The 24,034-nt window shown below is 52.8% G+C and carries 28 protein-coding genes and 2 tRNA genes; 6 read left to right on the top strand and 24 right to left on the bottom strand.

All coding sequences use genetic code 11. The annotated features are described in order from the left end of the window. Nucleotides 1–54: 54 nt before the first annotated feature. The 3 genes from HJG40_RS04665 to HJG40_RS04655 form a co-directional block, all read right to left on the bottom strand. Entirely contained in the window at nt 55–465 is a 411-nt protein-coding gene (locus HJG40_RS04665) for a hypothetical protein (protein ID WP_215863102.1), read from the bottom strand. Between the two features lie 557 nt (nt 466–1,022). Then, entirely contained in the window at nt 1,023–2,897 is a 1,875-nt protein-coding gene (locus HJG40_RS04660; RefSeq protein WP_215863101.1) for a DUF3857 domain-containing protein, read from the bottom strand. 115 nt (nt 2,898–3,012) lie between these two features. After that, complete coding sequence (locus HJG40_RS04655; protein ID WP_226857144.1) at nt 3,013–3,165, bottom strand: PIN domain-containing protein; 153 nt, start codon at nt 3,163–3,165, stop codon at nt 3,013–3,015. Nucleotides 3,166–3,207: 42 nt separating this feature from the next. Here HJG40_RS04655 and HJG40_RS04650 point away from each other — a divergent pair, with 42 nt between their 5' ends. The 4 genes from HJG40_RS04650 to HJG40_RS04635 all read left to right on the top strand — a co-directional run bounded on the left by HJG40_RS04650 (nt 3,208) and on the right by HJG40_RS04635 (nt 4,288). Next, nucleotides 3,208–3,489, top strand: coding sequence for a BrnT family toxin (locus HJG40_RS04650; protein ID WP_215863100.1), 282 nt, complete (start codon nt 3,208–3,210; stop codon nt 3,487–3,489). Then, nucleotides 3,486–3,728: a BrnA antitoxin family protein gene (locus HJG40_RS04645; protein WP_215863099.1), complete on the top strand. Its 243-nt coding sequence runs from the start codon at nt 3,486–3,488 to the stop codon at nt 3,726–3,728. The genes HJG40_RS04650 and HJG40_RS04645 overlap by 4 nt, the downstream gene beginning before the upstream one ends. A gap of 102 nt (nt 3,729–3,830) precedes the next feature. After that, nucleotides 3,831–4,091 (top strand): DUF4258 domain-containing protein, encoded by a 261-nt coding sequence (locus tag HJG40_RS04640; protein WP_215863098.1) that lies wholly within the window; start codon nt 3,831–3,833, stop codon nt 4,089–4,091. After that, nucleotides 4,088–4,288 (top strand): DUF2283 domain-containing protein, encoded by a 201-nt coding sequence (locus tag HJG40_RS04635; RefSeq protein ID WP_215863097.1) that lies wholly within the window; start codon nt 4,088–4,090, stop codon nt 4,286–4,288. Before HJG40_RS04640 ends, HJG40_RS04635 begins: the two co-directional genes overlap by 4 nt. A 95-nt stretch (nt 4,289–4,383) precedes the next feature. On the opposite strand, the gene HJG40_RS04630 is transcribed toward HJG40_RS04635, so the two are convergent. The 7 genes from HJG40_RS04630 to HJG40_RS04600 all read right to left on the bottom strand — a co-directional run bounded on the left by HJG40_RS04630 (nt 4,384) and on the right by HJG40_RS04600 (nt 10,123). Further along, nucleotides 4,384–5,073 (bottom strand): ABC transporter ATP-binding protein, encoded by a 690-nt coding sequence (locus HJG40_RS04630; protein ID WP_215863096.1) that lies wholly within the window; start codon nt 5,071–5,073, stop codon nt 4,384–4,386. Continuing rightward, entirely contained in the window at nt 5,066–6,310 is a 1,245-nt protein-coding gene (locus HJG40_RS04625) for a lipoprotein-releasing ABC transporter permease subunit (protein ID WP_215863095.1), read from the bottom strand. The genes HJG40_RS04630 and HJG40_RS04625 overlap by 8 nt, the downstream gene beginning before the upstream one ends. A gap of 2 nt (nt 6,311–6,312) precedes the next feature. Next, on the bottom strand, nt 6,313–7,794 hold the full coding sequence (gene lysS, locus HJG40_RS04620; protein WP_215863094.1) for a lysine--tRNA ligase: 1,482 nt from the start codon (nt 7,792–7,794) through the stop codon (nt 6,313–6,315). Between the two features lie 36 nt (nt 7,795–7,830). After that, a protein-coding gene (gene prfB, locus HJG40_RS04615) for a peptide chain release factor 2 (protein ID WP_215863093.1) occupies nt 7,831–8,929 on the bottom strand; the annotation gives its coding sequence in 2 pieces (ribosomal slippage) (nt 7,831–8,853 and nt 8,855–8,929; 1,098 coding nt in all). 132 nt (nt 8,930–9,061) lie between these two features. After that, a complete protein-coding gene (locus HJG40_RS04610; RefSeq protein ID WP_215863092.1) occupies nt 9,062–9,472 on the bottom strand; it encodes a type II toxin-antitoxin system VapC family toxin in 411 nt (136 codons plus the stop codon). Then, nucleotides 9,472–9,702, bottom strand: coding sequence for an antitoxin (locus HJG40_RS04605; protein WP_215863091.1), 231 nt, complete (start codon nt 9,700–9,702; stop codon nt 9,472–9,474). The genes HJG40_RS04610 and HJG40_RS04605 overlap by 1 nt, the downstream gene beginning before the upstream one ends. Nucleotides 9,703–9,826: 124 nt before the next feature. Beyond that, the gene (locus HJG40_RS04600) at nt 9,827–10,123 is read right to left on the bottom strand and encodes a hypothetical protein (protein ID WP_226857142.1); all 297 of its coding nucleotides are present in this window, start codon (nt 10,121–10,123) and stop codon (nt 9,827–9,829) included. 427 nt (nt 10,124–10,550) lie between these two features. Between HJG40_RS04600 and HJG40_RS04595 the strand changes: the two genes are divergently transcribed. Both HJG40_RS04595 and HJG40_RS04590 read left to right on the top strand, forming a co-directional pair. Then, complete coding sequence (locus tag HJG40_RS04595) at nt 10,551–10,814, top strand: nucleotidyltransferase family protein (protein ID WP_226857140.1); 264 nt, start codon at nt 10,551–10,553, stop codon at nt 10,812–10,814. Nucleotides 10,815–11,033: 219 nt separating this feature from the next. Next, nucleotides 11,034–11,198, top strand: a complete 165-nt coding sequence (locus tag HJG40_RS04590; protein WP_215863090.1) for a site-specific integrase — start codon at nt 11,034–11,036, stop codon at nt 11,196–11,198. A 71-nt stretch (nt 11,199–11,269) separates the two neighbouring features. Here the strand turns inward: HJG40_RS04590 and HJG40_RS04585 are convergent. The 14 genes from HJG40_RS04585 to nuoL all read right to left on the bottom strand — a co-directional run bounded on the left by HJG40_RS04585 (nt 11,270) and on the right by nuoL (nt 24,033). Beyond that, a tRNA-Pro gene (locus HJG40_RS04585) sits at nt 11,270–11,346 on the bottom strand. A 36-nt stretch (nt 11,347–11,382) separates the two neighbouring features. After that, a complete protein-coding gene (locus tag HJG40_RS04580) occupies nt 11,383–11,841 on the bottom strand; it encodes a MerR family transcriptional regulator (RefSeq protein WP_226857137.1) in 459 nt (152 codons plus the stop codon). After that, the gene (locus tag HJG40_RS04575) at nt 11,810–12,109 is read right to left on the bottom strand and encodes an integration host factor subunit alpha (RefSeq protein WP_024893611.1); all 300 of its coding nucleotides are present in this window, start codon (nt 12,107–12,109) and stop codon (nt 11,810–11,812) included. The genes HJG40_RS04580 and HJG40_RS04575 overlap by 32 nt, the downstream gene beginning before the upstream one ends. 12 nt (nt 12,110–12,121) lie before the next feature. Then, nucleotides 12,122–14,515: a phenylalanine--tRNA ligase subunit beta gene (pheT, locus tag HJG40_RS04570; protein WP_215863089.1), complete on the bottom strand. Its 2,394-nt coding sequence runs from the start codon at nt 14,513–14,515 to the stop codon at nt 12,122–12,124. A gap of 12 nt (nt 14,516–14,527) precedes the next feature. Then, nucleotides 14,528–15,550, bottom strand: coding sequence for a phenylalanine--tRNA ligase subunit alpha (gene pheS, locus HJG40_RS04565; protein WP_215863088.1), 1,023 nt, complete (start codon nt 15,548–15,550; stop codon nt 14,528–14,530). A 20-nt stretch (nt 15,551–15,570) separates the two neighbouring features. Beyond that, nucleotides 15,571–15,930, bottom strand: a complete 360-nt coding sequence (rplT, locus tag HJG40_RS04560) for a 50S ribosomal protein L20 (protein WP_193651669.1) — start codon at nt 15,928–15,930, stop codon at nt 15,571–15,573. Between the two features lie 18 nt (nt 15,931–15,948). Next, complete coding sequence (rpmI, locus tag HJG40_RS04555) at nt 15,949–16,146, bottom strand: 50S ribosomal protein L35 (protein WP_010641739.1); 198 nt, start codon at nt 16,144–16,146, stop codon at nt 15,949–15,951. Between the two features lie 9 nt (nt 16,147–16,155). Further along, entirely contained in the window at nt 16,156–16,674 is a 519-nt protein-coding gene (infC, locus tag HJG40_RS04550) for a translation initiation factor IF-3 (RefSeq protein WP_215863109.1), read from the bottom strand. Between the two features lie 16 nt (nt 16,675–16,690). Beyond that, nucleotides 16,691–18,625 carry a threonine--tRNA ligase gene (gene thrS / locus HJG40_RS04545; protein WP_215863087.1) on the bottom strand — a complete coding sequence of 645 codons (1,935 nt, stop codon included), beginning with the start codon at nt 18,623–18,625 and terminating at the stop codon, nt 16,691–16,693. A gap of 54 nt (nt 18,626–18,679) precedes the next feature. Beyond that, nucleotides 18,680–18,754, bottom strand: a tRNA-Val gene (locus tag HJG40_RS04540). Between the two features lie 35 nt (nt 18,755–18,789). Then, nucleotides 18,790–19,104, bottom strand: coding sequence for a DUF2818 family protein (locus HJG40_RS04535; protein WP_215863086.1), 315 nt, complete (start codon nt 19,102–19,104; stop codon nt 18,790–18,792). Continuing rightward, nucleotides 19,104–20,549, bottom strand: a complete 1,446-nt coding sequence (nuoN, locus tag HJG40_RS04530) for an NADH-quinone oxidoreductase subunit NuoN (RefSeq protein WP_215863085.1) — start codon at nt 20,547–20,549, stop codon at nt 19,104–19,106. The genes HJG40_RS04535 and nuoN overlap by 1 nt, the downstream gene beginning before the upstream one ends. 13 nt (nt 20,550–20,562) lie before the next feature. Next, complete coding sequence (locus tag HJG40_RS04525) at nt 20,563–22,044, bottom strand: NADH-quinone oxidoreductase subunit M (RefSeq protein WP_226857135.1); 1,482 nt, start codon at nt 22,042–22,044, stop codon at nt 20,563–20,565. 6 nt (nt 22,045–22,050) lie between these two features. Beyond that, nucleotides 22,051–24,033, bottom strand: a complete 1,983-nt coding sequence (gene nuoL / locus HJG40_RS04520) for an NADH-quinone oxidoreductase subunit L (RefSeq protein ID WP_215863084.1) — start codon at nt 24,031–24,033, stop codon at nt 22,051–22,053. Between the last annotated feature and the right edge of the window lies 1 nt (nt 24,034).

The following is a 24,034-nucleotide window of genomic DNA, read 5'->3' as shown; positions in this document are numbered from 1 at the left end:
CCACGGCGGAACCAATCCTAACGCGAGAGAAAACAGCTCTTCAGGGACCATCAGCTAACTCCAATTCAGGGCACGACCGCTCCACAGCATTCTACCCCCTACCCACTCAATCTGACGAAGAGCCTTAAACGGAATCAAAAATCCGAAAGATATTTTCTGCTTAAGTAAAAACATACCCGCAATCCCAGAAAATATAAAACCAATTGATACCGCCAATGCGGGTAAAACAATATATTGGTCTATGATATTTCCTGATAATTTGAAAAAATAAGAAAAAACAATAATAATCGACAACGAAACGAAAAAACTGAATGAAACTAAATCACTATAGATGCGCCTAATTTTTGAAAAAATAACTTCAGAATTAGATTTTCCTATTATTATATAAATAGGGATTAGAAAATTAGCAGTAAGATAAGTAGTACCATTTTTTCTCGTTAAATTAAAAAACAGCTTGTCAAACATGATATTCTCTTTTTTAGTTGATCGCCATTTCAAGGGACAAACTGAGATCCATCTTACCTGGATGAAGCATGTTAATGAAATTCATGTGGGCACGATAAATAATTATCCTTGATACCTTTATTTATTAATCTTATCAATCCATATTTTTATCAAGCCTAACAGGATACGAAGCATCAATAACATAATGATAGAAAAACAACATATGATTACATATGCTGGCAAGCTTCCTGTAGGCCATAAAAAATAAATTATAAATGGTCCACATAAAAGCAGCATAAAACTTATTAATCTATTTCTTGGTTTTGCGGCCATACATGCTCCACTGCACCATATAAAATTAGCGCTTCAAAAACTCCATCAGCATTAGGCCAATATTTTCAATTTTAGTGATACCGATACATGTGCTTTACCGCTGCAGTGAAAATATTGCAGGACCATTGCTGCATGTTAATTGATTGTTTGAGATACATTTTATATCTCAAACATTTGCAATTCCTTGCGGCAATGGCTGCAACCACCGGCATCTTTATTAGCTCGCTTCCTTCTTCACTGGCTGGTCAATGACGCAGATCGGATACCGCAAATCCCTCCTGACTGATGGCATAAGCCTGACTGACGAGCTTATAGAGGTCGAGATACTGTTCCGGGCTATACACCATATGGGCCAGTGCCATCTGGTAGGTCACCTGCAATTGCTCGGCACTGAGGGGTTTAATGGTTTCGGTAAATGTCCCTGCGGCATTCTTGACCTGTTCGCTGTGTTTCTGCACTTTCCAGGAGAAGCCCTTGGGCAAGGTCACATCCGTGCTCCATTCACCGTGACCATAGGGCATGAATGCCGGATATTGGACGGTGGGACTGCTGAGCCGGGCGGTCAGATTGCGCAGGGAAGCCGTATTCAGGCCATAGTGCAGATGGATGCGCGACCCATTGCCGAGGGGAACGCCGGGTGCGGTCTGCCATTTGGCCTGAATGGTGAAGGGATCCTGAAGGCTATGGGTAGGAGAAGTGCTCAGAGAACTGTTCTGGGCCATGACCCCCGCCTGAGCCAATGCCTGATGCAGGACGGCTCCATATTCACTCATGGGTACCCGGGCCAGCAGGTCTTTCCAGATCCAGGCACCATAACCGCTCAGGTGGAGGGACTCGCTGGCGTCCAGGCTGCCATCCGCGTGAACGCTGACTTGTTCTGTGCCGGTCATACCACTGGCTTCGGGACCATTGCCGGGGGTAGTGGCCATTTTTGAGCGATCGCTCACCAGAATGACCGGATGGTAGACATCCGGAAAAGGAATGGTGCCCATGGGGGCGTAACCCGAGGTGGCATCCAGATAGAGATCATACTGAGGGACATAGACGATGACATGATTGAAACGCTGGATATTGGCAACTTTCTGCAGACCGAAATCATTCCCAGCCCCAATAATGACCGGCTGGGCTTCAATATGCCGGGCATGCAACAGAGCCACCAATAAAGCGGCGGCGGCCTTACAGTCGCCATAGCGCTGTGTCAGGGTCGTATCGGCCGGATACGGTTTATAGCCACTGAGGCCCGTTTCCACCCCGACCCAGCGGATATGATGGACGGTCCAGTCATAGAGGGCTTGTACAGCGTCCTTGCCGGTTTTGTTTCCGGCGATTTTATCCGCCAGTTTCTGCACTTCCGGCGTTACTTTTTCGGCGGGTTCGGCGTATTTCCAGTAGGCATCACCAATGGCTTCCCAGTTGGGGAAGGTGCTGAGCGTGAAGGTCGGGCTGACCTGATAGGGGCTCACGGCATTGGGCTGCAAGGGTTCGGGATGCGCTTGCTGGAGTGTGGCACTGATGGTCTGGGTATTTCCCTGAACGCTGTGGGTGACCTGATAAGCGCCGGAGCCTGCCCAGTGCAGTTTCATATCCGCCGGAGCATGTACCACAATGTGGACCTGATCGGCTTGCAGGAAGTATGGGACCGTATGACTGATACTGACCTGATTCGGGAAATACGGTTTTTTGAAATCTTCCTGCCAGTCCGAAACCAGATCATCCCCTACGGCAACATGGGGGAATACCACGGTGATGGCCTTGGCGTCACTGAACTCCGGAGCATCCGCAACGACCGGCAGGGTCCGGATATAAATCCTATTTTTGTCAACAACGTACTTTTTTCCGGATGGGCTGACGGTGTAAGCGCTGATGACCTGCAAATCCGCCATTTTGGCCGGGTACTTTTTATGAAACTGGGCAAGACTCTGGACGCCGAAGTGGCTGAGCGGCGAAATAACTTCGTGAATCCGGGCGGTGTAACTGCCCTTGGGATGGAGGGTGTAGGTGGCATCATAAGCCACAATCTTGAAAGGCAGTCCCTCGGTGGCCGCCTGGGCACTGGAAAAAGCGCTGAAACCCAGCACGCCGATAGCAACTGCCAAAGGTAGTTTGCGAATGGATAGCATTGCGGCTCCTAATTTCGGCTAATACCGATAGTCTGTGGACTAAAACCTATATGTTGAATTAACCATAACACAGCCATGTTACAGTTTTATGAATCTATTCTTACATTTTCATACGTCACAAAAGACGCGTTGATTGCCCGTGAGCTGCGAACAGTGCTACCACCTTCTTGTCGAAGGAAACGAAAGTTTCACCACCGAGCCAATTTCCTTCGCAGGCAATAACGCCATCGGCAAAGTCTCCGTCTGCGTCGAGCTCCAGTGTACGCATGCAACGGCTTTTCTTTAGTGTACACTTGTGCAATAGTGGGCTATGAAGTTCACTTGGGACGACAAAAAGCGGCAAATCAACCTGCGCGATCATCACGTGGACTTTGCCGATGCCGTCGGGGTCTTTTTTGATGACCGCGCCCTGACGACAGAAGACGTAGATGCCGAAGGCGAGCAGCGTTTAGTGACGATGAGGCGGGACTTCCTGGATCTAGTACTGATCGTGGTGTACACCGAGCGCTATGAAGATGAAATACGCCTCATATCTGCCCGTAAAGCCAGTCCAGGAGAACGTAAAGCTTATGCAGGAGGTGTGACACCATGAAAGCAGAGTATGATTTCAGCCAGGCCCAGCGGGGTGCCGTCGCCGTAGAGCCGGGGAAAACACGCGTGACTATCCGGTTAGATAACGACGTGCTGGACTGGTACAGAAAGCAGGCGCAGGAACATGGCGGCAATTATCAGACCGCGATCAACGCCACTTTACGGGAACAGATGACCGCGCAGGATGGGGCACTGGAACGGGTGTTGCGGCGGGTAATTCGTAAAGAAATGCTGGTCTGATTGTAATGTCTCATAATACCCGGTTTTGCGGCTTGCCGGGCATGAGGAGAATCAGTACATTAGCGATATTGGGGTTTCAAAACCAATGCGGGATTTGAACCCATGAAAGCATATATCATCACCAAACACGCACAAGAAGAAATGGCTATTCGGGGGATTCCTGAATCCATTTTGGATGTGGTTATGCAGACGCCAGGAGAGGTTGTGCCGGAGAAAGCGGAATTGGTGGCTTACCAATCGGTGATCAGTTTTCCCGAAGGCCCCATGCTGCTGAGGGCTATCGTGGCAGACCAAGACCAACCTATGCGGATTATTACTGTCTATCGTACCAGCAAGATAGAGAAGTATTGGAGGGGATCATGAAAGTACGCTACGACCCGGACACGGATACGCTAACCATGAGGCTAAGTGAGCATCCCGTTATGGAAAGCGACGAGGCCAGCCCCGGCGTCATTTTGGATTATGATGAGCACGGGAATGTGGTAGGCATCGAAATACTGAAAGCTTCCCACGGCGGTGCCGTCCTGCAGACCATTGAGTATGCCTACGGCGCGGCATAAGCATTGGACAAAACAGCGCATGTAGCCACTCCGCCGCTTTCTCTACTTGAAGGGCCGGGCTTCCTGCTGGATGCAGTTCATTGAGTCATAGGGGATCAGCTTTCAAGTGTCTGCAGAACACCATTCTGCAGGCGCAATACCCGCCCCATATGCGCCGCCAGCGCGGGCTCATGGGTGACAATAACCAGCGCAGTGCCCAGTTCCCGGTTGAGGCTGAGCATCAGGTCATGGACACTCTCGGCTGATTCACTGTCCAGATTTCCCGTCGGCTCATCCGCCAGAAGCAGGGCCGGTCGGGTTACCAAGGCACGCGCCAGGGCCACCCGCTGCCTTTCGCCTCCGGACAACATGCCCGGCTTGTGCTGCAAACGCTCACCCAGACCGACCCGTGCCAAAATCTCTTCGCCCCAGGCCTGCACCGAATGCCGAGGCACCCGACGAATCAGGAGCGGCAAGAGCACATTTTCCAGCGCGGTAAACTCCGGTAACAGGCGATGTAACTGATACACAAAGCCGACACTCTGATTGCGCAGGCGGCTGCGCGCAGATTCCCGAAGTTTGTAGATTTCCTGGCCAAGAATGCGAACCACACCCCCCGAGGGTTTTTCCAATCCCCCCATCAGATGCATCAGGGTACTTTTACCTTGCCCCGATGCGCCGACAATGGCCAGGCTTTCGCCTTTGCGGATTTGCAAATTGACGTCGCGGATGACATCTAACTTGTCTCTGCCAATGGCAAAACTCTGACGCAAATGCTCTACGGACAAAACCCATTCATCATTCATAGCGTAAAGCCTCCGCCGGAGCGACCCGTGATGCCCTCCAGGAGGGGTATAAGGTGGCAATCCAGCTCATGATCAGGGCAGCCACGGCCACATGCACCACATCCCAGGGTTCGAGCTTGGAGGGCAACTGACTGATGGAATACACCTCTGGAGAGATGAACTGGGTATGCAGTAATTGTTCAAGGGCGGGCACCAGAGTGGGGATATTCAGGGCCAGCAGGACGCCAAAAAACACTCCCAGCAAAGTCCCGACCAGGCCGATTACTGCCCCCTGCACCATGAAAATCAACATAATACTGCGTGGCGTGACGCCCAGGGTGCGCAAAATGGCAATATCGGTTTCCTTGTCGGTCACCACCATGACCAGGGTCGCCACAATGTTGAAAGCCGCCACCGCAATAATCAGGGATAAAATGACGAACATGACCAGTTTTTCCATGCTCAGGGCCTTGAAAAAGTTTTCATGGGTCTGGGTCCAGTCCTGAATATAAAAGGCGGGCCCCAGTTGTTTCTGGAGATGGGCGGCAAAAGCCGGTGCATCAAAGGGATTTTTGATCTGCATACGCAAGCCGGTCACCCCTTTATCCAGCCCATAAAGACGCTGGGCATCGCCCAGATTGATATACGCCATACCACTGTCGTAGGCGTAAATACCCACAGAAAACAGACCGACCACGGTAAACTGGCGCAACGACGGACTCACCCCCAGAGGAGTGACTCCGCCCTGAGGCGAAATCAGGGTGATTTTATCGCCTACGGTCACCCCCAATTGCCGGGCCAGAGCCGTACCCAGCACAATACTCCAGGGATGACTTTGCAGGCTTTGCAGCTTGCCCACTTTCATGTCCTTGGCCAGCTTGTCCACGCCCCCTTCCAGGGTAGGATCAATGCCCTCAATCATCGCCCCACTGACCAGACCATCATGGGAGATCAGCGCCTGCGCCTGCACATAGGGTGCCACTCCAGTCACATCCGGCACCCGCGACAAACGTCGGGTAGCGGTCTGCCAGTCCATGACCGGCACCCCGTTACCCTGAATGATGACATCAGATGTCACCGCCAGGATGCGCGAGCGCAGAGTGTGATCAAAACCGTTCATGACGGCCATGACCGCAATCAGTGCGGCTACCCCGATGACCATTCCGAGGATGGCCGTTCCGGTAATAAAAGAAATGAAATGATTATTTCTTTTGGCCCGGGTATAGCGCAGCCCGATCCACAACTCATAAAGGCGCATGATTATTCCGGTCGCAAGTGCGGGAAGAGAATGACTTCACGAATACTGGGCTGATCCGCCAGCAACATGACCAGACGATCAATACCCAACCCGACGCCCGCAGTGGGCGGCATTCCATACTCCAGGGCGCGGATATAATCGGCATCATAGAACATGGCTTCTTCATCACCGGCATCCTTGGCCTCTACCTGGGCGCGGAACCGGGCGGCCTGATCTTCGGGATCATTGAGCTCCGAAAAACCATTGGCCAGCTCACGTCCGGCAATCATCAACTCAAAGCGATCCGTCACCTCCGGATCCAGATCGTTGCGGCGCGCCAGGGGGCTGACTTCCAGGGGATATTCGGTAATGAACGTCGGTTGCTGCAAATGACCTTCCACGGTCTTTTCAAAGATTTCGATCAGCCGTTTGCCCCAGCCCCAGGAAGCTTCACAGGGCACACGCAACTGCGCCAGCTTGGCAGCCAGGACTTCCGGATCGCGCAGATCGGCGTCGGCCAGATCCGGATTGTAGGCGCGCACTGACTCGCTCACGCTCATCCGCACAAAAGCCTTGCCCAAATCAATTTCCAGGCCCTGATACTGAATCTGGGTACCACCCAGGGCCGCTTGTGCCGCAGCGCGAATCAGGGTTTCGGTCAAGTCCATGGCATCCCGATAATCGGCATAGGCCTCATACCATTCGAGCATGGTGAATTCCGGATTATGGCGGGTAGAAATCCCTTCATTACGAAAATTACGATTGATTTCAAAGACCTGCTCAATACCACCCACTACCAGGCGCTTCAGGTAAAGTTCCGGGGCAATACGCAGGTAAAGCGTCATATCCAGGGCATGATGATGGGTCATGAAGGGACGCGCCGTGGCGCCACCGGGAATGACATGCATCATGGGCGTTTCGGCTTCAAAAAACCCGCGCTGGCGCAAGCCTTCGCGGAGGGCGGCCACAGTTTCCGCCCGGATCTGAAACGTCCGGCGGGCAGATTCGGTAACAATGAGATCCACATAACGCTGACGAAATCGGGTTTCGGGATCACTCAGCCCATGCCATTTTTCCGGCAGGGGACGCAGGGCTTTACTGAGTAATTGCAGACTATGGACTTTCAGGGACAATTCGCCGGTTTTGGTGCGGAACAAAGTCCCTTCCACACCGATAATGTCACCAAAATCCAAGGCCTTGAAACGCGCATAGTGCTCTTCCCCCAAGGCATCACGACTGACAAAAAGCTGAATACGTCCGGACTGATCCTGAATATCGGCAAAACTGGCTTTACCCATGACCCGCCGGGTCATCAAGCGCCCACCCAGTCGGGCCTGGATCGGCTCCTGCTCCAGCGCCAAGGCATCCATATCTCCATAACGTGCCTGCAGATCTCTCGCCAGGGCATCGCGCCGAAAGTGGTTGGGGTAGGCCTGTCCCTCATGACGCCACTGGGTCAGTTTGTCCTGGCGTACCTGCATCTGGTCATTCAGTTCCTGATCCACTTTGTTCTCCTCGCGCAAATTGTGCGTGACTGCATTTTATAAGCCGGCCTTCAGTGCCGCTTCGATAAATAGGTCCAGAGCCCCATCCAGAACTTTCTGGGTATCCCCCACTTCGACCCCGGTGCGCAGGTCTTTGATCCGTGACTGGTCAAGCACGTAAGAACGAATCTGATGACCCCAGCCAATGTCACTCTTACTGTCTTCCAGCGCCTGTTTTTCCGCATCACGCTTTTTCATTTCCATTTCAAAAAGCTTGGAACGCAACATGCGCATGGCTTCGGCCCGGTTTTTATGCTGGGAACGATCCGTCTGACAGGCGACAATAATGCCCGATGGGACGTGGGTAATCCGAATGGCCGAATCCGTCTTGTTGACGTGCTGCCCACCGGCACCACTGGCGCGGTAGGTATCCACCTTGAGGTCTGCAGGATTAATTTCGATTTCAAAGCTGTCGTCAATTTCGGGATAAATGAATACGCTGGCGAAACTGGTATGACGACGATTTCCTGAATCAAAGGGCGATTTGCGCACCAGACGATGCACGCCGGTTTCACTGCGCAGCCAGCCGAAGGCATGATCGCCCTTGACGTGAATACTGGCCGACTTGATACCCGCCACTTCTCCTTCCGAGACTTCCACCAGTTCCGCAGCAAAACCGTGCTGCTCACTCCAGCGCAAGTACATGCGCAAAATCATCTCTGCCCAATCCTGGGCTTCGGTGCCGCCCGCCCCCGCCTGAATATCGACAAAGCAATCGGAAGCATCATGATCTCCCGAAAACATCCGCTGAAATTCCAGTTTTTCGACCATCGCCAGAGCCGTATCCAGATCGGCATCTACCGAATTCAGCAGTTCCTGATCCTGCTCACTAAGCGCAAGCTCCAGCATTTCGTTACCGTCCGCCAGACCGGCACTCAACTTGTCCATTGGCCCGATGATGGCTTCCAGAGCCGCTCGTTCCCGTCCCAATTCCTGGGCTTTTTCAGCCTGGGTCCAGATACCGGGATCTTCCAGTTCGCGCTGAACTTCTTCTAAACGGCCACGCTTTTCTTCGAGGTCAAAGATACCCCCTCAGGCCGCTCACCCGGGCCTGGAGATCTTCGTGCAACGCACGCATCTCATTCACTTCTCTCATGATTTTTCCTTTTCCAGCGGACTGCGCCGGGACCAAACCCGCGCCAGGCCGTTCACCTAGCACACAAAGCCCGTCATTATGCGCAGTTTCGGCGCTGTTCTCCAGTGGAGTTTTGACGGGGTTGAGACCAGGTCATGCTGTTACCCAGTTTTCTACTTGCAAGCCTTCCACCCGGCAAAACTCGCGTTCGTTATTGGTAACCAAAATCCAGCCTTCGGCGCGGGCGTGTGCTGCAATCCATAAATCATTATTACCAATGGGTCGCCCACAGCTTTCCAGAGCAGCGCGGATCCGCCCATATTGGATCCCAACCTGAGGGGTGAGTTGGGCTACCCGAATGCTTTCCTGCAGATTTTGAATACTGGCCAGGGCCTTATCCCGCACTTGACTTTTTTCCGCCGCACAGCGTAATTCACCAAGAGTAATGACTGACATCACCAATTCATCGGCAGTATGTTGTAGAAAATGCGTATGCACCGCCGGAGGATGATATTTGGCAATATAAATGCAGATGTTAGTATCCAGCAGGTAACGCACATACATCAAAAGCTTTCTCTTTCCTGGGGCGGCATGTCCTGACGTCCTGCGGACATAAAACCTTCAGGGAACGCGGCCAAAGCATCAAAAATATATCCGGCATTTACTGGATGCTCCCTCAGAATGATTTCGTCGCCACGACGGAAAATTTCAACTTTATCGACCGTTAAACGGAATTCTTTGGGCAATCGTATCGCCTGACTGTTACCTGATTGAAAAACGCGTGTCATGGCCATTGCAGCCTCCAGTCACATAGGATATACGGTGAGTATATACTTCGTATTCCTTTTTATAAGTTGCTGGAACCGGCTGATATTTTCATTGGTTGGTCACCAGTGTCAAACAGCAGCGACAAGACGCTTACATCGCTGGCTTGCCGCTCTGCTGAGCCATCACCGTGTTCCCTGCAATAACTACCGCATGCCGGACACGCAATTGCAAGGAAGACTCGTCTCTGAAGGTGTTGGCATCCGGCTCGAAAGTCACTCGGACAAGCTGCCCCGTTTCCACGGGACACACGCCGTCGCGGACCGCTCCAAACCAGATGGCATCGAATCGATTTGGCCCGATGCCCACCAACAATTTCAGGTGGGTGCCGTCCCCGACAGGACGCACACTGAGGATCCGGCCTTCCGCACAGAAGAGGGGGCATCCCATTGCCGACCGAAAGGCTCTAACATATCGAGTTCTTTGAACAACTCCAAACTTGGGAACTGTTCGAGCACCCCATCAGTCAGTATCCGGGGACCGGGGGTCCACGCTGCCAGGGCGCACCCATTGGGTGAGCCTCCATGTGCAGGGGAAGCTGAATCCTATCAAATGGATAATCTTATTTCAGTAGGGGTAGCTGCTGTTTTTAGGCTGAATGGATGTGGGTGAGTATGAGATGTTGCGTTACCTGCGTGCTGGCGGCTGGATTTGCCTGTTTCCAGAAGGGGATATCGAAACCGGCAGGAGATATCCAGTATCCCACTGGCGGAACGGTCTGGTGCGGTAATTCACCCGCTTCTGGTTCGCACTGCAGGTGTTGAGAAGATCAAATTACCCTATAATATATCTGCGGGTCAGATTTCATAGTGGGGGAATGATGAAACCATCAGTAGCCTTGGCCTCAAACCCTGCCACAATCCGGCAGATAGTCGAATCTCACCACGCCAAAAATGCCTGGGTGTTCGGCTCCGTATTGAATGGTCAGGATACCGAAAGTAGCGATCTGGATATCCTCATCGACCCAACGCCCGAAACAACCCTAATGGACTTGGCCACCATTCAGGTGGACCTGGAAATCGTCTGGAAAACCATTCAAAGTGATCTACCGGAATTACACACAACTCACCGAAATGAATAGGAATCTTGGTAGATAAAACCTCATTTCCACCCTCTTTGTGGTGGATTCAGAATTAATACCGGGAGTTTATCCTGGTCATCGGAGAGATGTTATGCGTCCGTATGAAATCTTGCGAAGGCATCGTGAAGAGGCCCTACAGATTATTGCAGCCCATCATGCCAACAACCCGCGTATTTTCGGTTCGGTTGCCAGGGCGAGGACATTGAAAGTAGCAACAATATGACTCACAAACCGCGACTGGAGGATTTGCGCCTGGACGACGCGATTCAGAGACTGCTGGGCCACTCAACCGAAAAGATGACCAAGCACTACCTGGATAAACACCAGGAACCATGGATTGTGACGGATACCGTCGGGCTATCCCTACTGGTTTCCCCATTATAAACCCAAAGTTTACCCACAAGATTTACTTATGGCCCATAAAAATTATATCGATATGATTCATATGGTAAAATTGGTCGGGGCGAGAGGATTTGAACCTCCGACCACCTGAACCCCATTCAGGTGCGCTACCAGGCTGCGCTACGCCCCGCAAGAGCCGCTACTCTAATGCTTCGCTGGCGTCGGGTCAATGCTTGGCGGCACATATTTTTATCAATTCGGTCAATTCAGTACGCAGGTAGGTCAGGCGGTTGCCCGTGCTGGTGTGCAGACCGGAGGCATTATCCTCCATTTCGAATTCCAGTTGTGCTGCTGAGACCGGATGCCCGTGACTGGATTCGTTACGCAGGCCCTGAAGTCGTTCACGAGCACCGTGGATGGTATAACCTTCTCCATAAAGAAGGTCACGAATCTGCCGCGCCAGGAGTAAGTCGTGGCGCTGGTAATAACGGCGATTACCTTTTCTTTTCAGCGGACTGAGTAGCGGGAATTCCTGCTCCCAATAGCGCAATACGTGGGCCTTGACCCCACAAAGCAGAGACGCCTCGCTAATGGAGAAATACCGTTTTTCAGGAATTTCTGGTAGCGCGGCGAGCTCTTTGCCAGCTTTACCCTTAGCCGTTGTCTGGTTCGCTACCATTGACATAGGCTTTGAGCTTCTGACTCGGATGGAAAGTCACCACCCGCCGTGCGGTGATGGTAATTTCCACGCCGGTTTTGGGATTGCGCCCTGGGCGGGGGTTTTTATCGCGCAGGGTGAAATTACCAAAGCCGGAGAGTTTCACTTCTTCGCCCTGGGCCAGGTTTTCGCGAATATGATCAAACATGGCTTCCACAACACCTTTGGCTTCACGCTTGTTCAAGCCCATGGTTTCAAACAACATATCAACAATTTCTGCTTTCGTGACGGCCACTTTCTTGTCTCCCTATGCCCTGAGTTCTATGGAGCCGATTTGCTTCACTGCTGTGAGCATTCGCTCCAGTTCCATTTGTACATCAGCCTCAGTCAGCGTACGCTCACGATCCTGCAAAATGAGCGCAAATGCCAAACTGTAGGTCCCTGCCGGCAGGGATTCCCCCTGATAGCGATCAAAAATACGAATTTCCTGCACCACCGCACCGGCAGCCCGCTGCATTGTCGCCAGGACTGCTCCTGCTTCAATGTTTTCGGGTAAAACCAACGCCATATCCCGGCGCAAGGCAGGATAGGGTGACAACGCCGTAAAATGCCGCCCTTTCTGCAGTTGTTCCAGCATCTCTATGTCTAGATAGAAGAAAAAGGCCGATTTGTCCAGGTCATAGCGCGCTGCGAGAGTCGGATGCAAAGCCCCGAGCATCCCGATTCTGCGGCCTTCAACCAGAATTTCTGCGGACTGTCCGGGATGCAGCGCATGCTCAGTGGACAGGGTCTGGAACTCAAAAGGGGTTTGTGGCCATAACGCCAGAATGGCGGCTACATCCCCTTTAAGGTCAAAAAAATCCACATCCCGGGCCGTTTGCGCCCAATTTTCACGGTCTGCGACACCCCAGATACAACCCGCCAGGACCATGGTCTGCCGATCTGCCGAAAATATCCGCCCCATTTCAAAAAGACGAATACGATCCTGCTGACGCTTTGCATTAAATTGCAAGGTTTGCAGCAAACCCGGCCAGAGGCTGGCACGCATCACCGCCAGGTCTGCTGACAAGGGGTTCAGCAAGGCGGGTGCATCCGCATTCGGCCGGAAATCATCCTGAGATTCCTGGCTGATAAAACTGTAAGTAATGATTTCGTGATAATCTCGGGCCTGCAAAATATGGCGCAACATCTGAGATTCTGACTGATGATTGGGCACCGCCTGCAAAACACCACGAGGGCGATGGGCTGGCAGATGGTCATAACCATAAATTCTACCGACCTCTTCAATCAGATCTGCCTCAATCCGCAGATCAAAGCGGTGACTAGGGGCAGTGGCCTGCCAACCATCCTGCACCGAAGAGACCTGCAGACCCAGACGCGTCAACAACTGCTCAACAACTGCCGCCTCGTAGGGCATCCCCATCACCCGTTCAAGACGTTTTTGCCGCAATGAAATTTCGACGGAAACTGGCAACTGGCCCATCAGGGTAAAAGAATGGGAGGCTCGCAACTGCACGGCGGCCAGTTCCATCATTTGCGCGAGCACGCCGCTGGCTACCTGTGGAGCCAGATTAAAATCCACACCACGCTCATAGCGCATGGCAGCATCAGTTTGCAAACCCAGTCGACGCGCACGACCCTGAATGGCCTTGGGCTGGAAAAAAGCCGCTTCCAAAATAATGGATCGGGTTTGCGCAGTCACACTGCTACGGCGTCCGCCGATAATACCCGCAAGTGCTACCGGTCCCTGCGCGTCGGCAATGACCAGCATATCCGGCTCCAGGTTCAGATCGCGGCCATCCAGTGCATCAAGGACTTCTCCGGATTTGGCCCAGCGTACACACAGTCCACCCTGAATCGTTTCGGCATCAAAAGCGTGCAGAGGCTGACCGGTATCAAACATCCAAAGGTTCAGCAAGTCCACCAGCGGGTGGATGCAGCGCTGACCGGCGCGGCGCAAACGCTCGCGCAAAAAATCCGGCAAGCGATTTGGTACGCCGTCAATCCACAATGCGGTATAACTTGGACATGCTGTTCTGGCTTCAACATCTATTGATACAGAGTAATCACCCTGCACGGGGTGTTCGGTGGAGTCTTGCTGAGACCACTCGGGACCTGGTGTGACAGCCCGAGGATCATGCAGTTGCTGCGCTCCAAGGGCATACAGATCGCGTGCCACGCCCTTTATGGACAAGGCATCTCCGCGATTAGGGGTAATCCCCAAAGTCAGAATGTCATCATCCAAATGCAGGTAGGTCCGGAGATCCGTACCCACGGGAGCCTCTGCATCCAGAATCAACAATCCGCTACTGCCATCTTCCAGACCCAGCTCTCCAGCCGCGCAAAGCATGCCCTCCGAACGTACACCGCGCAGTTCCGAAATGGCTATTTTTTTATTACCCGGCAACTCCGCACCCGGCAAGGCCAGAGGTACCCGCTGCCCTTCCGCCAGATTGGCAGCCCCACAGACAATTGTGCGCAGAGTGCCATCACCAGCATCTACCTGAGCGACCCGTAGCTTGTCGGCTTCGGGATGCGCTGCCACGCTTTGTACCGCCGCAATAACCACCGCATGGAAAGGCAGAGCAGCGGGCTCAACAGCCTCCACCTCGATGCCACCCATGGTCAGCCGACGGGCGATTTCTTCCGTATTCCAGGAAAAATCCAACCAATCACGAAGCCACTGAATACTGATACGCATAGCCTTCGCTCCTCAGGAAAACTGCTTGAGGAAGCGCAGATCGTTCTCAAAAAAGAGACGCAAATCATTGACCCCATAACGCAGCATGGTCAGTCTTTCGATGCCCATGCCAAAAGCAAAACCACCAAATAGTTCGCCATCTACTCCGGCACCAGCCAGTACAGCCGGATGCACCATGCCGCAGCCCAGCACTTCCAGCCAGCCGGTTTGCTTGCAAACCCGACAACCTGAACCACCGCAGATGACACAGCCCACATCCACTTCTGCAGAAGGCTCCGTAAAGGGGAAATAAGAAGGCCGAAAGCGCACCGGCAAATCCGGTTTGGCAAAAAAATTCTGAAGGAAATCTTCCAGCAGGCCACGCAAATCAGCAAAACTGGCTTCTTCATCCAAAAGTAGCCCTTCCACCTGATGAAACATCGGGGTATGGGTAATATCAGAATCCCGCCGATATACGCGTCCCGTTGCAATCATCCGTAAAGGCGGCTGATGGTTTTCGAGAAAGCGGATTTGTACTGGAGAGGTATGGGTACGCAATACCCGATTGTGGTCAAAGTAGAACGTATCGTGCATGGCCCGCGCCGGATGATCTTCGGGGATATTCAGCGCTTCAAAATTATGATAATCGTCTTCTATTTCAGGACCATCACTAATTTCAAAACCCAAACCGGAAAAATATTGCTCTATCCATTCGAGGGTCTGACGGATGGGATGACTACTCCCCAGCGCAATACGCCTTCCGGGCAAAGTAACATCTATCCGCTCAGCCTCCAGGCGGGCTTGAATCCGTGCAGTTTCCAGTACGGTCCGGCGGGATTGCAGAAGATTCTGCACTTCCTCCTTGCGCACATTCAGTAATTGTCCGGCTTCACGGCGCGCTTCTGGAGATAGTTGTCCGAGTTGCTGCATGGCCTGGGTCAACAGACCCTTTTTTCCCAACCAGTGCAGACGGATTTGTTCCAGCGCAGGAAGATCAGCAGCGGCCGCAATATCACGCGCAGCCTCTGCAAGGGAAGCTATGGAAGACAGCGACATATCCACAGCCTCCGTCACAATTAAGCGGCCAGCTGGCCCTTAGCCACCTCAACCAGACGGGTAAACGCCAGCTTGTCGCGCACCGCAATATCCGCCAGGACCTTGCGATCAAGCTGAATGCCGGCACGCAACAAACCATTCATGAAACGGCTGTAGCTAAGCCCTTCTGAACGTGCTGCGGCATTGATGCGCACAATCCAGAGGCTGCGGAAGTCCCGCTTCTTGGTACGACGATCGCGGTATTCATAAGTCAGGGCCTTCATCACCGCCTGATGGGCGATGCGGAAGTTGCTTTTACGTTGACCACGGAAGCCCTTGGCGCGAGCCAAGACTTTTTTATGACGGGCGTGGGCGGTTACGCCACGTTTTACTCTAGGCATGGTACGATTCCTCTGTCATCAAGCGTAGGGAAGCATGCGCCGCAAGGCAGCCTGATCGCTTCCCGAAGTCACCAAGGTGTGGCGCAGATGACGCTTCCGCTTGGTCGTTTTTTTGGTCAGGATGTGGTTCAAAAACGCCTGACGATGCTTAAATTTGCCGGATCCGGTGCGCTTGAAACGCTTGGCCGCTCCGCGATTGCTCTTCATTTTTGGCACGATGCTCTCCTATTTTTTCCGTGGGGCGATAATCATCACCATTTGCCGCCCTTCCATGCGTGGCCGTTGTTCAACCACCCCGACTTCTGCTAAATCTTTTTCTACCCGGTTGAGCAGTTCCATGCCCAGTTCCGGGTGAGACATCTCACGACCACGAAAGCGCAGGGTGATTTTGGCCCGGTCTCCATCATCAATAAAACGCATGATATTACGGAGCTTGATCTGGTAATCGGCATCATCCGTACGCGGACGGAATTTGATTTCCTTTACCTGGGTCTGCTTTTGCCGACGCTTCGCTTCATGCTGACGCTTACTTTCCTGAAAGCGAAACTTGCCGTAATCCATGATCCTGCATACAGGTGGTTCTGCCTGTGGGGCAATTTCCACCAGATCCAGGTCGGCTTCTTCAGCGGCCGACAAGGCTTCCGTAAAGGAAACCACACCCATTTGTTCACCTTCCACCCCTATCAGCCGGACCCGCGCTGCGGTAATTTCCCGGTTGATATTGACTTCTTTCTCTGTCGCGATCGCCTTATCCTCCTCGCTAGCCTTGCCACTCCAGGGTATTCTGCCGCTCCTGATGCATTTTCTGCAGAGCGGTGCCCAGCGCAGCAATGCTATGGGAACCCAAGTCCTGACCGTTCCGATCCCTAAGCGCCACGGTTCCCGCTTCCTGCTCGCGTTCTCCAACGACCAGCATATAGGGCACCCGGCGCAGGGTGTGGGCGCGTATCTTATAACCTATCTTCTCGTTTCTCAAGTCCGTTTCAACACGGAGGCCGAGTTTGCTCAATGCTGCCGTGACAGATTCCGCATATTCGACAAAATGCTCACTGATCGGAAGCACCGCAACCTGCACGGGTGACAGCCACAATGGGAATTTTCCTTCGTAATGTTCGATGAGCACGCCAAAAAAGCGCTCCACGGAACCAAATATGGCGCGATGCACCATGATAGGTACCTGCCGCGAACCATCTTCGGCCACATACTCCATCCCGAAACGCTCAGGCAAATTAAAATCAAGCTGGATGGTGCTGCACTGCCATTTACGGCCAATGGCATCCTGAATTTTCAGATCGATTTTCGGGCCGTAAAAAGCCCCGCCCCCTGCATCCACCTGATATTCCAGGCCCGCACGCTCCAAAGCGGTCCGCAAAGCCTCGGTAGCTGTTTCCCAGATGGCATCACTACCTACGGAGTGCTCTGGCCGGGTAGAAAGGTTGATTTCATAGCGGTCAAAACCAAAGGTACCGAGAATTTTCTGAACCAGCGTCAGCACTTCACCAATTTCCACCGCAATTTGATCAGGACGGCAGAACACATGAGCATCATCCTGAGTAAAGCCACGCACCCGCATCAAACCATGCAGCGCGCCAGACATTTCATGACGGTATACCGTCCCCAGTTCCGCCCAACGCAGGGGCAAATCCCGATAGGAATGCAGTTTGTCTTTGTAAATGAGAATGTGAAAAGGACAGTTCATGGGCTTGAGCTGATACGGCTGGCCTTCGTCCTGCATGGGATCAAACATGGATTCCGCGTAAAAATCCTTGTGTCCAGAGGTATACCAAAGCTGCTCATGGGCAATATGCGGGGTAAACAGTAATTCATAGCCCCCTCCCACATGGGCACTACGCCAGAAGTCCTCAATTACCCGCCGAATCCGGGCACCCATAGGATGCCAGAAAACCAATCCACCCCCGGCATCTTCCTGAATAGAGAACAAATCCAGTTCGGTGCCAATACGGCGATGATCGCGCTTTTCAGCTTCAGCCAGTTGCTGCAAATAGGCATCCAGATCTTTCTGACTCGCCCAGGCTGTTCCATAAACACGCTGCAACATGGGATTGCGGGAGTCTCCACGCCAGTAGGCACCGGCCACCCGCTGTAACTTGAAGGCACCAAGTGATCCGGTAAAGGGCACATGGGGGCCTCGGCAGAGGTCCACGAAATCACCCTGGCGGTACAAACTCAATGCTTCACTAGCCGGAATATCCCGGATAATCTGGACCTTGTAGTCTTCACCCATGCTCTCGAAAAGATCAATGGCGGCATCACGAGATAATACTTCGCGCTGGACGGCAAGATTCTGCTTTACCAGTTCGCGCATCCGGTTTTCAATGGCGGCAAGATCTTCCACCGTAAAGCTGCGCGCACTGGCAAAATCATAATAAAAGCCGTTTTCAATCACCGGGCCGATAGTCACCTGAACATCCGGAAACAGCGATTGAACTGCCTGCGCCAGCAAATGCGCGGTCGAGTGGCGAATCACTTCCAGACCTTCGGGACTGTCCTTGGTAATAATGGCTACTGCCACATTCTCATCCAGCACCGTGGAGAGATCTTTGAGGGTACCATCAACGCGCATGGCTACTGCTGCCTTGGCGAGTCCGCTGCCGATAGTGCGCGCCAGTTCCAGCCCGGTGAGGGGTTCAGGGAACTGTCGATGACTACCATCTGGCAACTGAATGTCTGGCATATGCCCTCTCCAAAGAAAAAGCACCAGAGAGAATCTTCCCTCTGGTGCGGGATTTGGTAGGCACGGGCGGTTTCGAACCGCCGACCTCTACCGTGTCAAGGTAGCGCTCTCCCCCTGAGCTACGCGCCTGCAGCCCGCAAATGTACCCATTACGCGGGCTCCGGTCAAGATCTACGCAACATCGGCAGCACGTTAAAGCGCCAGATGAAACCCGGTATGGCAAAAACGGCAAACATGCACAGGGCAATCACATAAAATTCCCAACCCTGGGCATGAAGGCTACCATCCAGACCGTTTTCAATAGCCATGCCGATCAGTCCCACAATGAAGTACATCACCAACCACTCCAGCAGGTACCACTGCAGGGCCTTGCCTTCCGCAACCGGGCGGATAAAAAACAGGCGATTACTCAGCCAAGGTAAATTCGCTGCCACAAAAGCCAGTAATATATAAAGCAGTACCCAATTATGCATATCCATCAAATCACTCCCTGCATGGCATAAAAACAGAAGGCCATCAGCGGTCCGGGAACAATCCCCAGAACCAGCAAAGCCAGACTGTTGATACTGAGGGTAGCACTTGCAAGATCATCGCGCACGATCGGCTCACTTTCCGGTTCAGGGGCATCAAAATACATGACTTTAACGACCCGCAAATAATAGAAAGCCCCAATTACTGCCAACAATACGCCGATCACCGCCAACCACACATAACCCGCTGCAATGACGGCCTGGAACACCGCCAGCTTGGCATAAAAACCCACCGTCGGCGGAACACCCGCCATGGAAAACATGATGATGAGCATCAAAAAGGCATACCAGGGTTTGCGCTGCGATAATCCCTTGAAATCATCAATGCGATCGGCTTCAAAACCCGCCCGGGTGAGGAGCAGAATCATCCCGAAACCGGCCAGAGACATCAGCACATAAACAATGGTGTAGAAAAATGCGCTGGCAAAACCAGCTTCTGTCCCCGCAACTATGCCCAGGGAAAGAAAACCCACATGCCCTACGGTTGAGTAGGCCAGCATCCGTTTTAGATTCTGTTGGGCAATGGCAATCAGGTTACCTACCAGCAGAGACACCAATGTCAGGGCAATAAATATCTGCTGCCAGGATTCCAGCATGCCGTACCCACCATCTACCAAAAGGCGAATAATCAGGGCAAACGCGCCGATTTTAGGTGCCGAGGCGAGAAAGGTCGTTACCACCGTGGGGGCGCCCTGATACACATCCGGCAACCACATGTGAAAGGGGGCTGCGCCGAGCTTGAAAGCAATACCCGCCACGATAAAGACCAGAGCAAATACCAGAATCAGATTACTGCTGGTGACATTCACCAGTGCTGCAGCAATATGGCGAACCTCCAGGGTTCCTGTCAGTCCGTAGAGCAGCGACATACCGTAAAGCAGCAAACCCGAAGCCAGCGCACCCAGAACAAAATATTTCAGCCCTGCTTCGGTTGCGACCAGGCTGTCGCGATTGAAGGCAACCAGCGCATATTGACTCAGCGCCAAAAGCTCCAGCCCCAGATAGATGCTCAGCAGGTTTGCGCCCGAGACCATCACCATGACACCCAAGAGGGCAAAAAGCAGCAACACGTAGATTTCGCCCCGGTATATGCCACGATCCATCAAATAACGTCGCGAATAGAGCACCACCATCAATACGGCCAGATAGCTGAACAATTCGGCCACATTGGTAAACGGATCCAGCACCAGCAAACCGGCGAAAGTCGTACCACTTTGTCCCAATTCAAAAAAGGTCAGCACCGCTGCACCCAGCAGCGTCAGTACGGTCAATACCGGAGCTACGTCCCGCAGTCGTTCGCCCAGGTACAAATCCGCCAGCAACACCACGCAGGCCATGATCAACACCCAGATTTCCGGTATGGCAAAAGTCCAATGCAGCAGAAAAGCATTCATAGGCAGAGTCCTTCTACGCCGGAATTTTCGAAACAGCTACCTGCGCCACCAGATGCTGTACCGAAGTATGTACGATATCAAGGAAAGGTGCGGGCCATACGCCCAAGAGCAGGGTGAACGCCGCCAGTGTCCCAAGCACCAGCATTTCGCGGGCATCGAGATCTTTCAGGGCGGCCACCTCGGGGTGCACAATTCCACCAAAAATAGCGCGTTTGAACAGCCACAGGGTGTAACTGGCACCTGTAATCAAGCCAGTAGCGGCAAGAATCGCGTACCACGGATTCACCTGATAAGTGCCGAGCACCACCATAAACTCACCCACAAAACCGGAGGTCCCCGGCAAACCCACATTACCCATGGCGAATAACATCATCAACGCCGCAAATATCGGCATGACGTTGGCGACCCCTCCATAGGCTTTGATATTCCGGGTATGCATACGGTCATACAGTACGCCGATGCAGAGGAACATGGCGGCACTGATAAAGCCGTGAGAGAGCATCTGAATAATACTGCCTTCAATGGCTACGCTATCAAACACGAAAAAGCCCAGCGTCACAAAACCCATGTGGGCAATGGAGGAGTACGCCACCAGTTTTTTCATGTCTTCCTGAACAATAGCCACCAGCGCCACGTAAATAATGGCGATCAGGGAAAGCAGAATCATCAGCCAGGCGAGTTTGTGGCTGGCATCCGGAACAATGGGCAGACTCAGTCGCAGAAAACCGTAGGCCCCCATTTTCAGCATGATAGCGGCCAGCACCACCGATCCGGCGGTAGGCGCCTCCACGTGGGCATCTGGTAACCAGGTATGTACTGGCCACATGGGAATTTTTACGGCAAACGCCACAAAAAAGGCAATAAAAATGAGAATCTGCGCCGTCATTCCCAGGGGGGTATGCTGATAAACCAGCAAGTCGAAACTGTTGCCGCTGTGAAAATACAGGTACAACAAAGCCACCAGCATCAACACGGAACCCAGGAAGGTATACAGAAAAAACTTGATGGTGGCATACACCCGTCGTGGTCCACCCCAGACGCCGATAATCAGGAACATCGGAATCAGCATGGCTTCCCAGAATACATAAAAAAGAATGGCATCAAGAGCGCAGAACACGCCAATCATCATGCCTTCCATAATCAGGAAAGCCGCCATAAATTGGGCAACCCGGGTCTGGACATTACGCCAGGAGCTGATGACCACCAGCACGGTCAAAAAGCTGGTCAGCAATATAAACCACAGGGATATACCATCCACACCGAGGTGATAGTAAATATTCAGGGAAGGAATCCACGAAACCCGCTCACTGAATTGCATGGCCGCAGTGTGCGTATCAAAACCCGTATAGAGGGGAATGGTAACGGCAAACGCCAGCAAGGACACAATCAGGGCCAACCAACGCGCCATCGCCGCACGGCGATCTCCAACGGCCAGAACCAGCAGGCCGCCGACGATGGGTATCCAGATAGAATAGCTGAGGAGCGAAGCGTTCATCAGTGCCTACCCCTTCCAGATCACAAAATATGTCATGAATAAAATCAACCCGATAATCATGGCGAAAGCATAATGATAAATGTATCCCGTTTGCACTTTACGCCAGGACAATGCCAACTTGCCGATGCCGAAAGCGGTGCCATTAACCATCAGGCCGTCAATCAGTTTTTCGTCGCCAACATGCCAGAACAACCGTCCAAACTGAATAACACCGCGTACCAGAACCGTATTATTGAAAGCGTCAAAACCATATTTACTCTCCAGCAACCAGACTGCCGGACTGAGGATACGGCTGAGCCATTCGGGTAACCCCGCATTCCAGGCATAAAAGTAGGCAGCACAGACAATACCCGCCACGGCCAACCAGAAGGGCCAGGCTTCCAGACCATGCACAAGAAAGACAGCAGCGCCCTGCCAATGCGCGGCAATTTCACCGATGGTGTTGAACTGCGGAGCAATAACCAGCGAAGAATCGAGAAAATGCCCCAAGCCTACCGGACCGATGTACGCCCAACCGGCATATGCCGCAGGAATAGCCAATGCAATGAGTGGCACCGTAATCACCCAGGGTGACTCATGCAGATGATCCCGGGTGTAGGGATCCATGCGCGGTGTACCGTGAAACACCATGAAAAACATACGGAAAGTATATAGAGCCGTGACAAAGGCCCCCGCAACCAGCATGAACTCTGCCCAACCGGCTCCTGGCAAAGTAGAGATGCCCACGGCTTCGATAATCAGATCCTTGCTGAAAAATCCGGCAAAGGGCGGAATACCCGACAGCGCGAGGCCACCAATCAGAAAGGTGATGTACGTGATGGGCATGGCCTTGCGCAAGCCGCCCATTTTGCGGATGTCCTGCTCATTGGCCATGGCATGAATCACCGAACCCGCCGCCAGGAACAGCAACGCTTTGAAAAAAGCATGGGTCATGAGGTGAAAAATAGCCGCTGAAAAGGCCGAAGCCCCCAGTGCAGCCGTCATGTATCCCAACTGGGAAAGGGTCGAGTAGGCAATAATGCGCTTGATGTCATTTTGCACCAGGCCGATCAGCCCCATGAACAAGGCGGTAATAGAGCCAATCAACAAAATCACGGTCAACGCTGTGGCTGACTGTTCATAAATGGGCGACATCCGGGCCACCATGAAAATCCCGGCAGTAACCATGGTCGCCGCGTGAATCAGCGCCGAAATGGGGGTTGGGCCTTCCATGGATTCCGGGAGCCAGACATGGAGCGGCACCTGAGCTGATTTGCCCATGGCACCGATAAACAGCAGCAAGGCAATCCAGGTCAGTACATTCCAGGGATGTCCGGGAATAATTTCCACGGTCTGGCCGACCAGATGGGGCACCATGGCAAATACGGTGCGGTAATCGAGACTGCCGCAGTAATGATAAATAGCGGCAATACCAATCAGAAAACCGAAATCACCGACCCGATTGACAATAAATGCCTTCAGGGCGGCGACATTGGCGCTTTCGCGCTGGAACCAGAAACCGATGAGCAGATAGGAAACCAGACCCACCGCTTCCCAGCCAAAAAACAACTGCAGAAAATTGTTGCTCATCACCAGCATGATCATGCTGAAAGTGAACAGGGAAATATAACTGAAAAAGCGGGCATAACCAGGATCACCATGCATGTAGCCTATGGTGTACAAATGCACACAAAGCGACACAAAGGTCACCACCACCAGCATCAGCGCGGTCAGGCTGTCCACATCAAACCCAATGGGAACTTGCAGATGGCCGAGCACCGCCCATGTATAGATATTGCCGTAAAAATCGACACCATGCAGGGTCTGAAACAGTACCGCCAGGGCCAGATAAAAAGAGACCGCAACCCCCGCCAAGGGCGCCCAGTGCGCTTGTTCCTGCAGCTTCCAGCCGCCAAAACCCGCCACCAGAGAGCCAGCCAGCGGTGCCAATGGAATAATCAGGTACACAAGGAGAGGCGGAAAGGCGTTCAACCAGTCAAAAACCCACATA

Origin of the sequence: Acidithiobacillus concretivorus (assembly GCF_018853445.1) — a bacterium.
In the GTDB taxonomy this organism is placed as follows: Bacteria; Pseudomonadota; Gammaproteobacteria; order Acidithiobacillales; family Acidithiobacillaceae; genus Acidithiobacillus; species Acidithiobacillus concretivorus.
This window is presented reverse-complemented; position numbering and strand designations above follow the sequence as displayed.

Excerpts from the sequence above, each read along its gene's own strand:
- pheS (WP_215863088.1), bottom strand. The coding sequence starts at position 15,550 with ATGTCGCTGTCTTCCATAGCTTCCCTTGCAGAGGCTGCGCGTGATATT.
- rplT (WP_193651669.1), bottom strand. The coding sequence starts at position 15,930 with ATGCCTAGAGTAAAACGTGGCGTAACCGCCCACGCCCGTCATAAAAAA.
- HJG40_RS04590 (WP_215863090.1), top strand. The coding sequence starts at position 11,034 with ATGACTCACAAACCGCGACTGGAGGATTTGCGCCTGGACGACGCGATT.
- HJG40_RS04600 (WP_226857142.1), bottom strand. The coding sequence starts at position 10,123 with ATGGGATGCCCCCTCTTCTGTGCGGAAGGCCGGATCCTCAGTGTGCGT.
- HJG40_RS04665 (WP_215863102.1), bottom strand. The coding sequence starts at position 465 with ATGTTTGACAAGCTGTTTTTTAATTTAACGAGAAAAAATGGTACTACT.
- HJG40_RS04640 (WP_215863098.1), top strand. The coding sequence starts at position 3,831 with ATGAAAGCATATATCATCACCAAACACGCACAAGAAGAAATGGCTATT.
- HJG40_RS04625 (WP_215863095.1), bottom strand. The coding sequence starts at position 6,310 with ATGCGCCTTTATGAGTTGTGGATCGGGCTGCGCTATACCCGGGCCAAA.
- nuoN (WP_215863085.1), bottom strand. The coding sequence starts at position 20,549 with ATGAATGCTTTTCTGCTGCATTGGACTTTTGCCATACCGGAAATCTGG.
- thrS (WP_215863087.1), bottom strand. The coding sequence starts at position 18,625 with ATGCCAGACATTCAGTTGCCAGATGGTAGTCATCGACAGTTCCCTGAA.
- pheT (WP_215863089.1), bottom strand. The coding sequence starts at position 14,515 with ATGCGTATCAGTATTCAGTGGCTTCGTGATTGGTTGGATTTTTCCTGG.
- HJG40_RS04580 (WP_226857137.1), bottom strand. The coding sequence starts at position 11,841 with ATGTCAATGGTAGCGAACCAGACAACGGCTAAGGGTAAAGCTGGCAAA.
- HJG40_RS04660 (WP_215863101.1), bottom strand. The coding sequence starts at position 2,897 with ATGCTATCCATTCGCAAACTACCTTTGGCAGTTGCTATCGGCGTGCTG.
- HJG40_RS04605 (WP_215863091.1), bottom strand. The coding sequence starts at position 9,702 with ATGGCCATGACACGCGTTTTTCAATCAGGTAACAGTCAGGCGATACGA.
- nuoL (WP_215863084.1), bottom strand. The coding sequence starts at position 24,033 with ATGTGGGTTTTTGACTGGTTGAACGCCTTTCCGCCTCTCCTTGTGTAC.
- HJG40_RS04655 (WP_226857144.1), bottom strand. The coding sequence starts at position 3,165 with ATGCGTACACTGGAGCTCGACGCAGACGGAGACTTTGCCGATGGCGTT.
- HJG40_RS04645 (WP_215863099.1), top strand. The coding sequence starts at position 3,486 with ATGAAAGCAGAGTATGATTTCAGCCAGGCCCAGCGGGGTGCCGTCGCC.
- HJG40_RS04635 (WP_215863097.1), top strand. The coding sequence starts at position 4,088 with ATGAAAGTACGCTACGACCCGGACACGGATACGCTAACCATGAGGCTA.
- HJG40_RS04650 (WP_215863100.1), top strand. The coding sequence starts at position 3,208 with ATGAAGTTCACTTGGGACGACAAAAAGCGGCAAATCAACCTGCGCGAT.
- HJG40_RS04595 (WP_226857140.1), top strand. The coding sequence starts at position 10,551 with ATGATGAAACCATCAGTAGCCTTGGCCTCAAACCCTGCCACAATCCGG.
- HJG40_RS04525 (WP_226857135.1), bottom strand. The coding sequence starts at position 22,044 with ATGAACGCTTCGCTCCTCAGCTATTCTATCTGGATACCCATCGTCGGC.
- HJG40_RS04610 (WP_215863092.1), bottom strand. The coding sequence starts at position 9,472 with ATGTATGTGCGTTACCTGCTGGATACTAACATCTGCATTTATATTGCC.
- HJG40_RS04535 (WP_215863086.1), bottom strand. The coding sequence starts at position 19,104 with ATGGATATGCATAATTGGGTACTGCTTTATATATTACTGGCTTTTGTG.
- HJG40_RS04630 (WP_215863096.1), bottom strand. The coding sequence starts at position 5,073 with ATGAATGATGAATGGGTTTTGTCCGTAGAGCATTTGCGTCAGAGTTTT.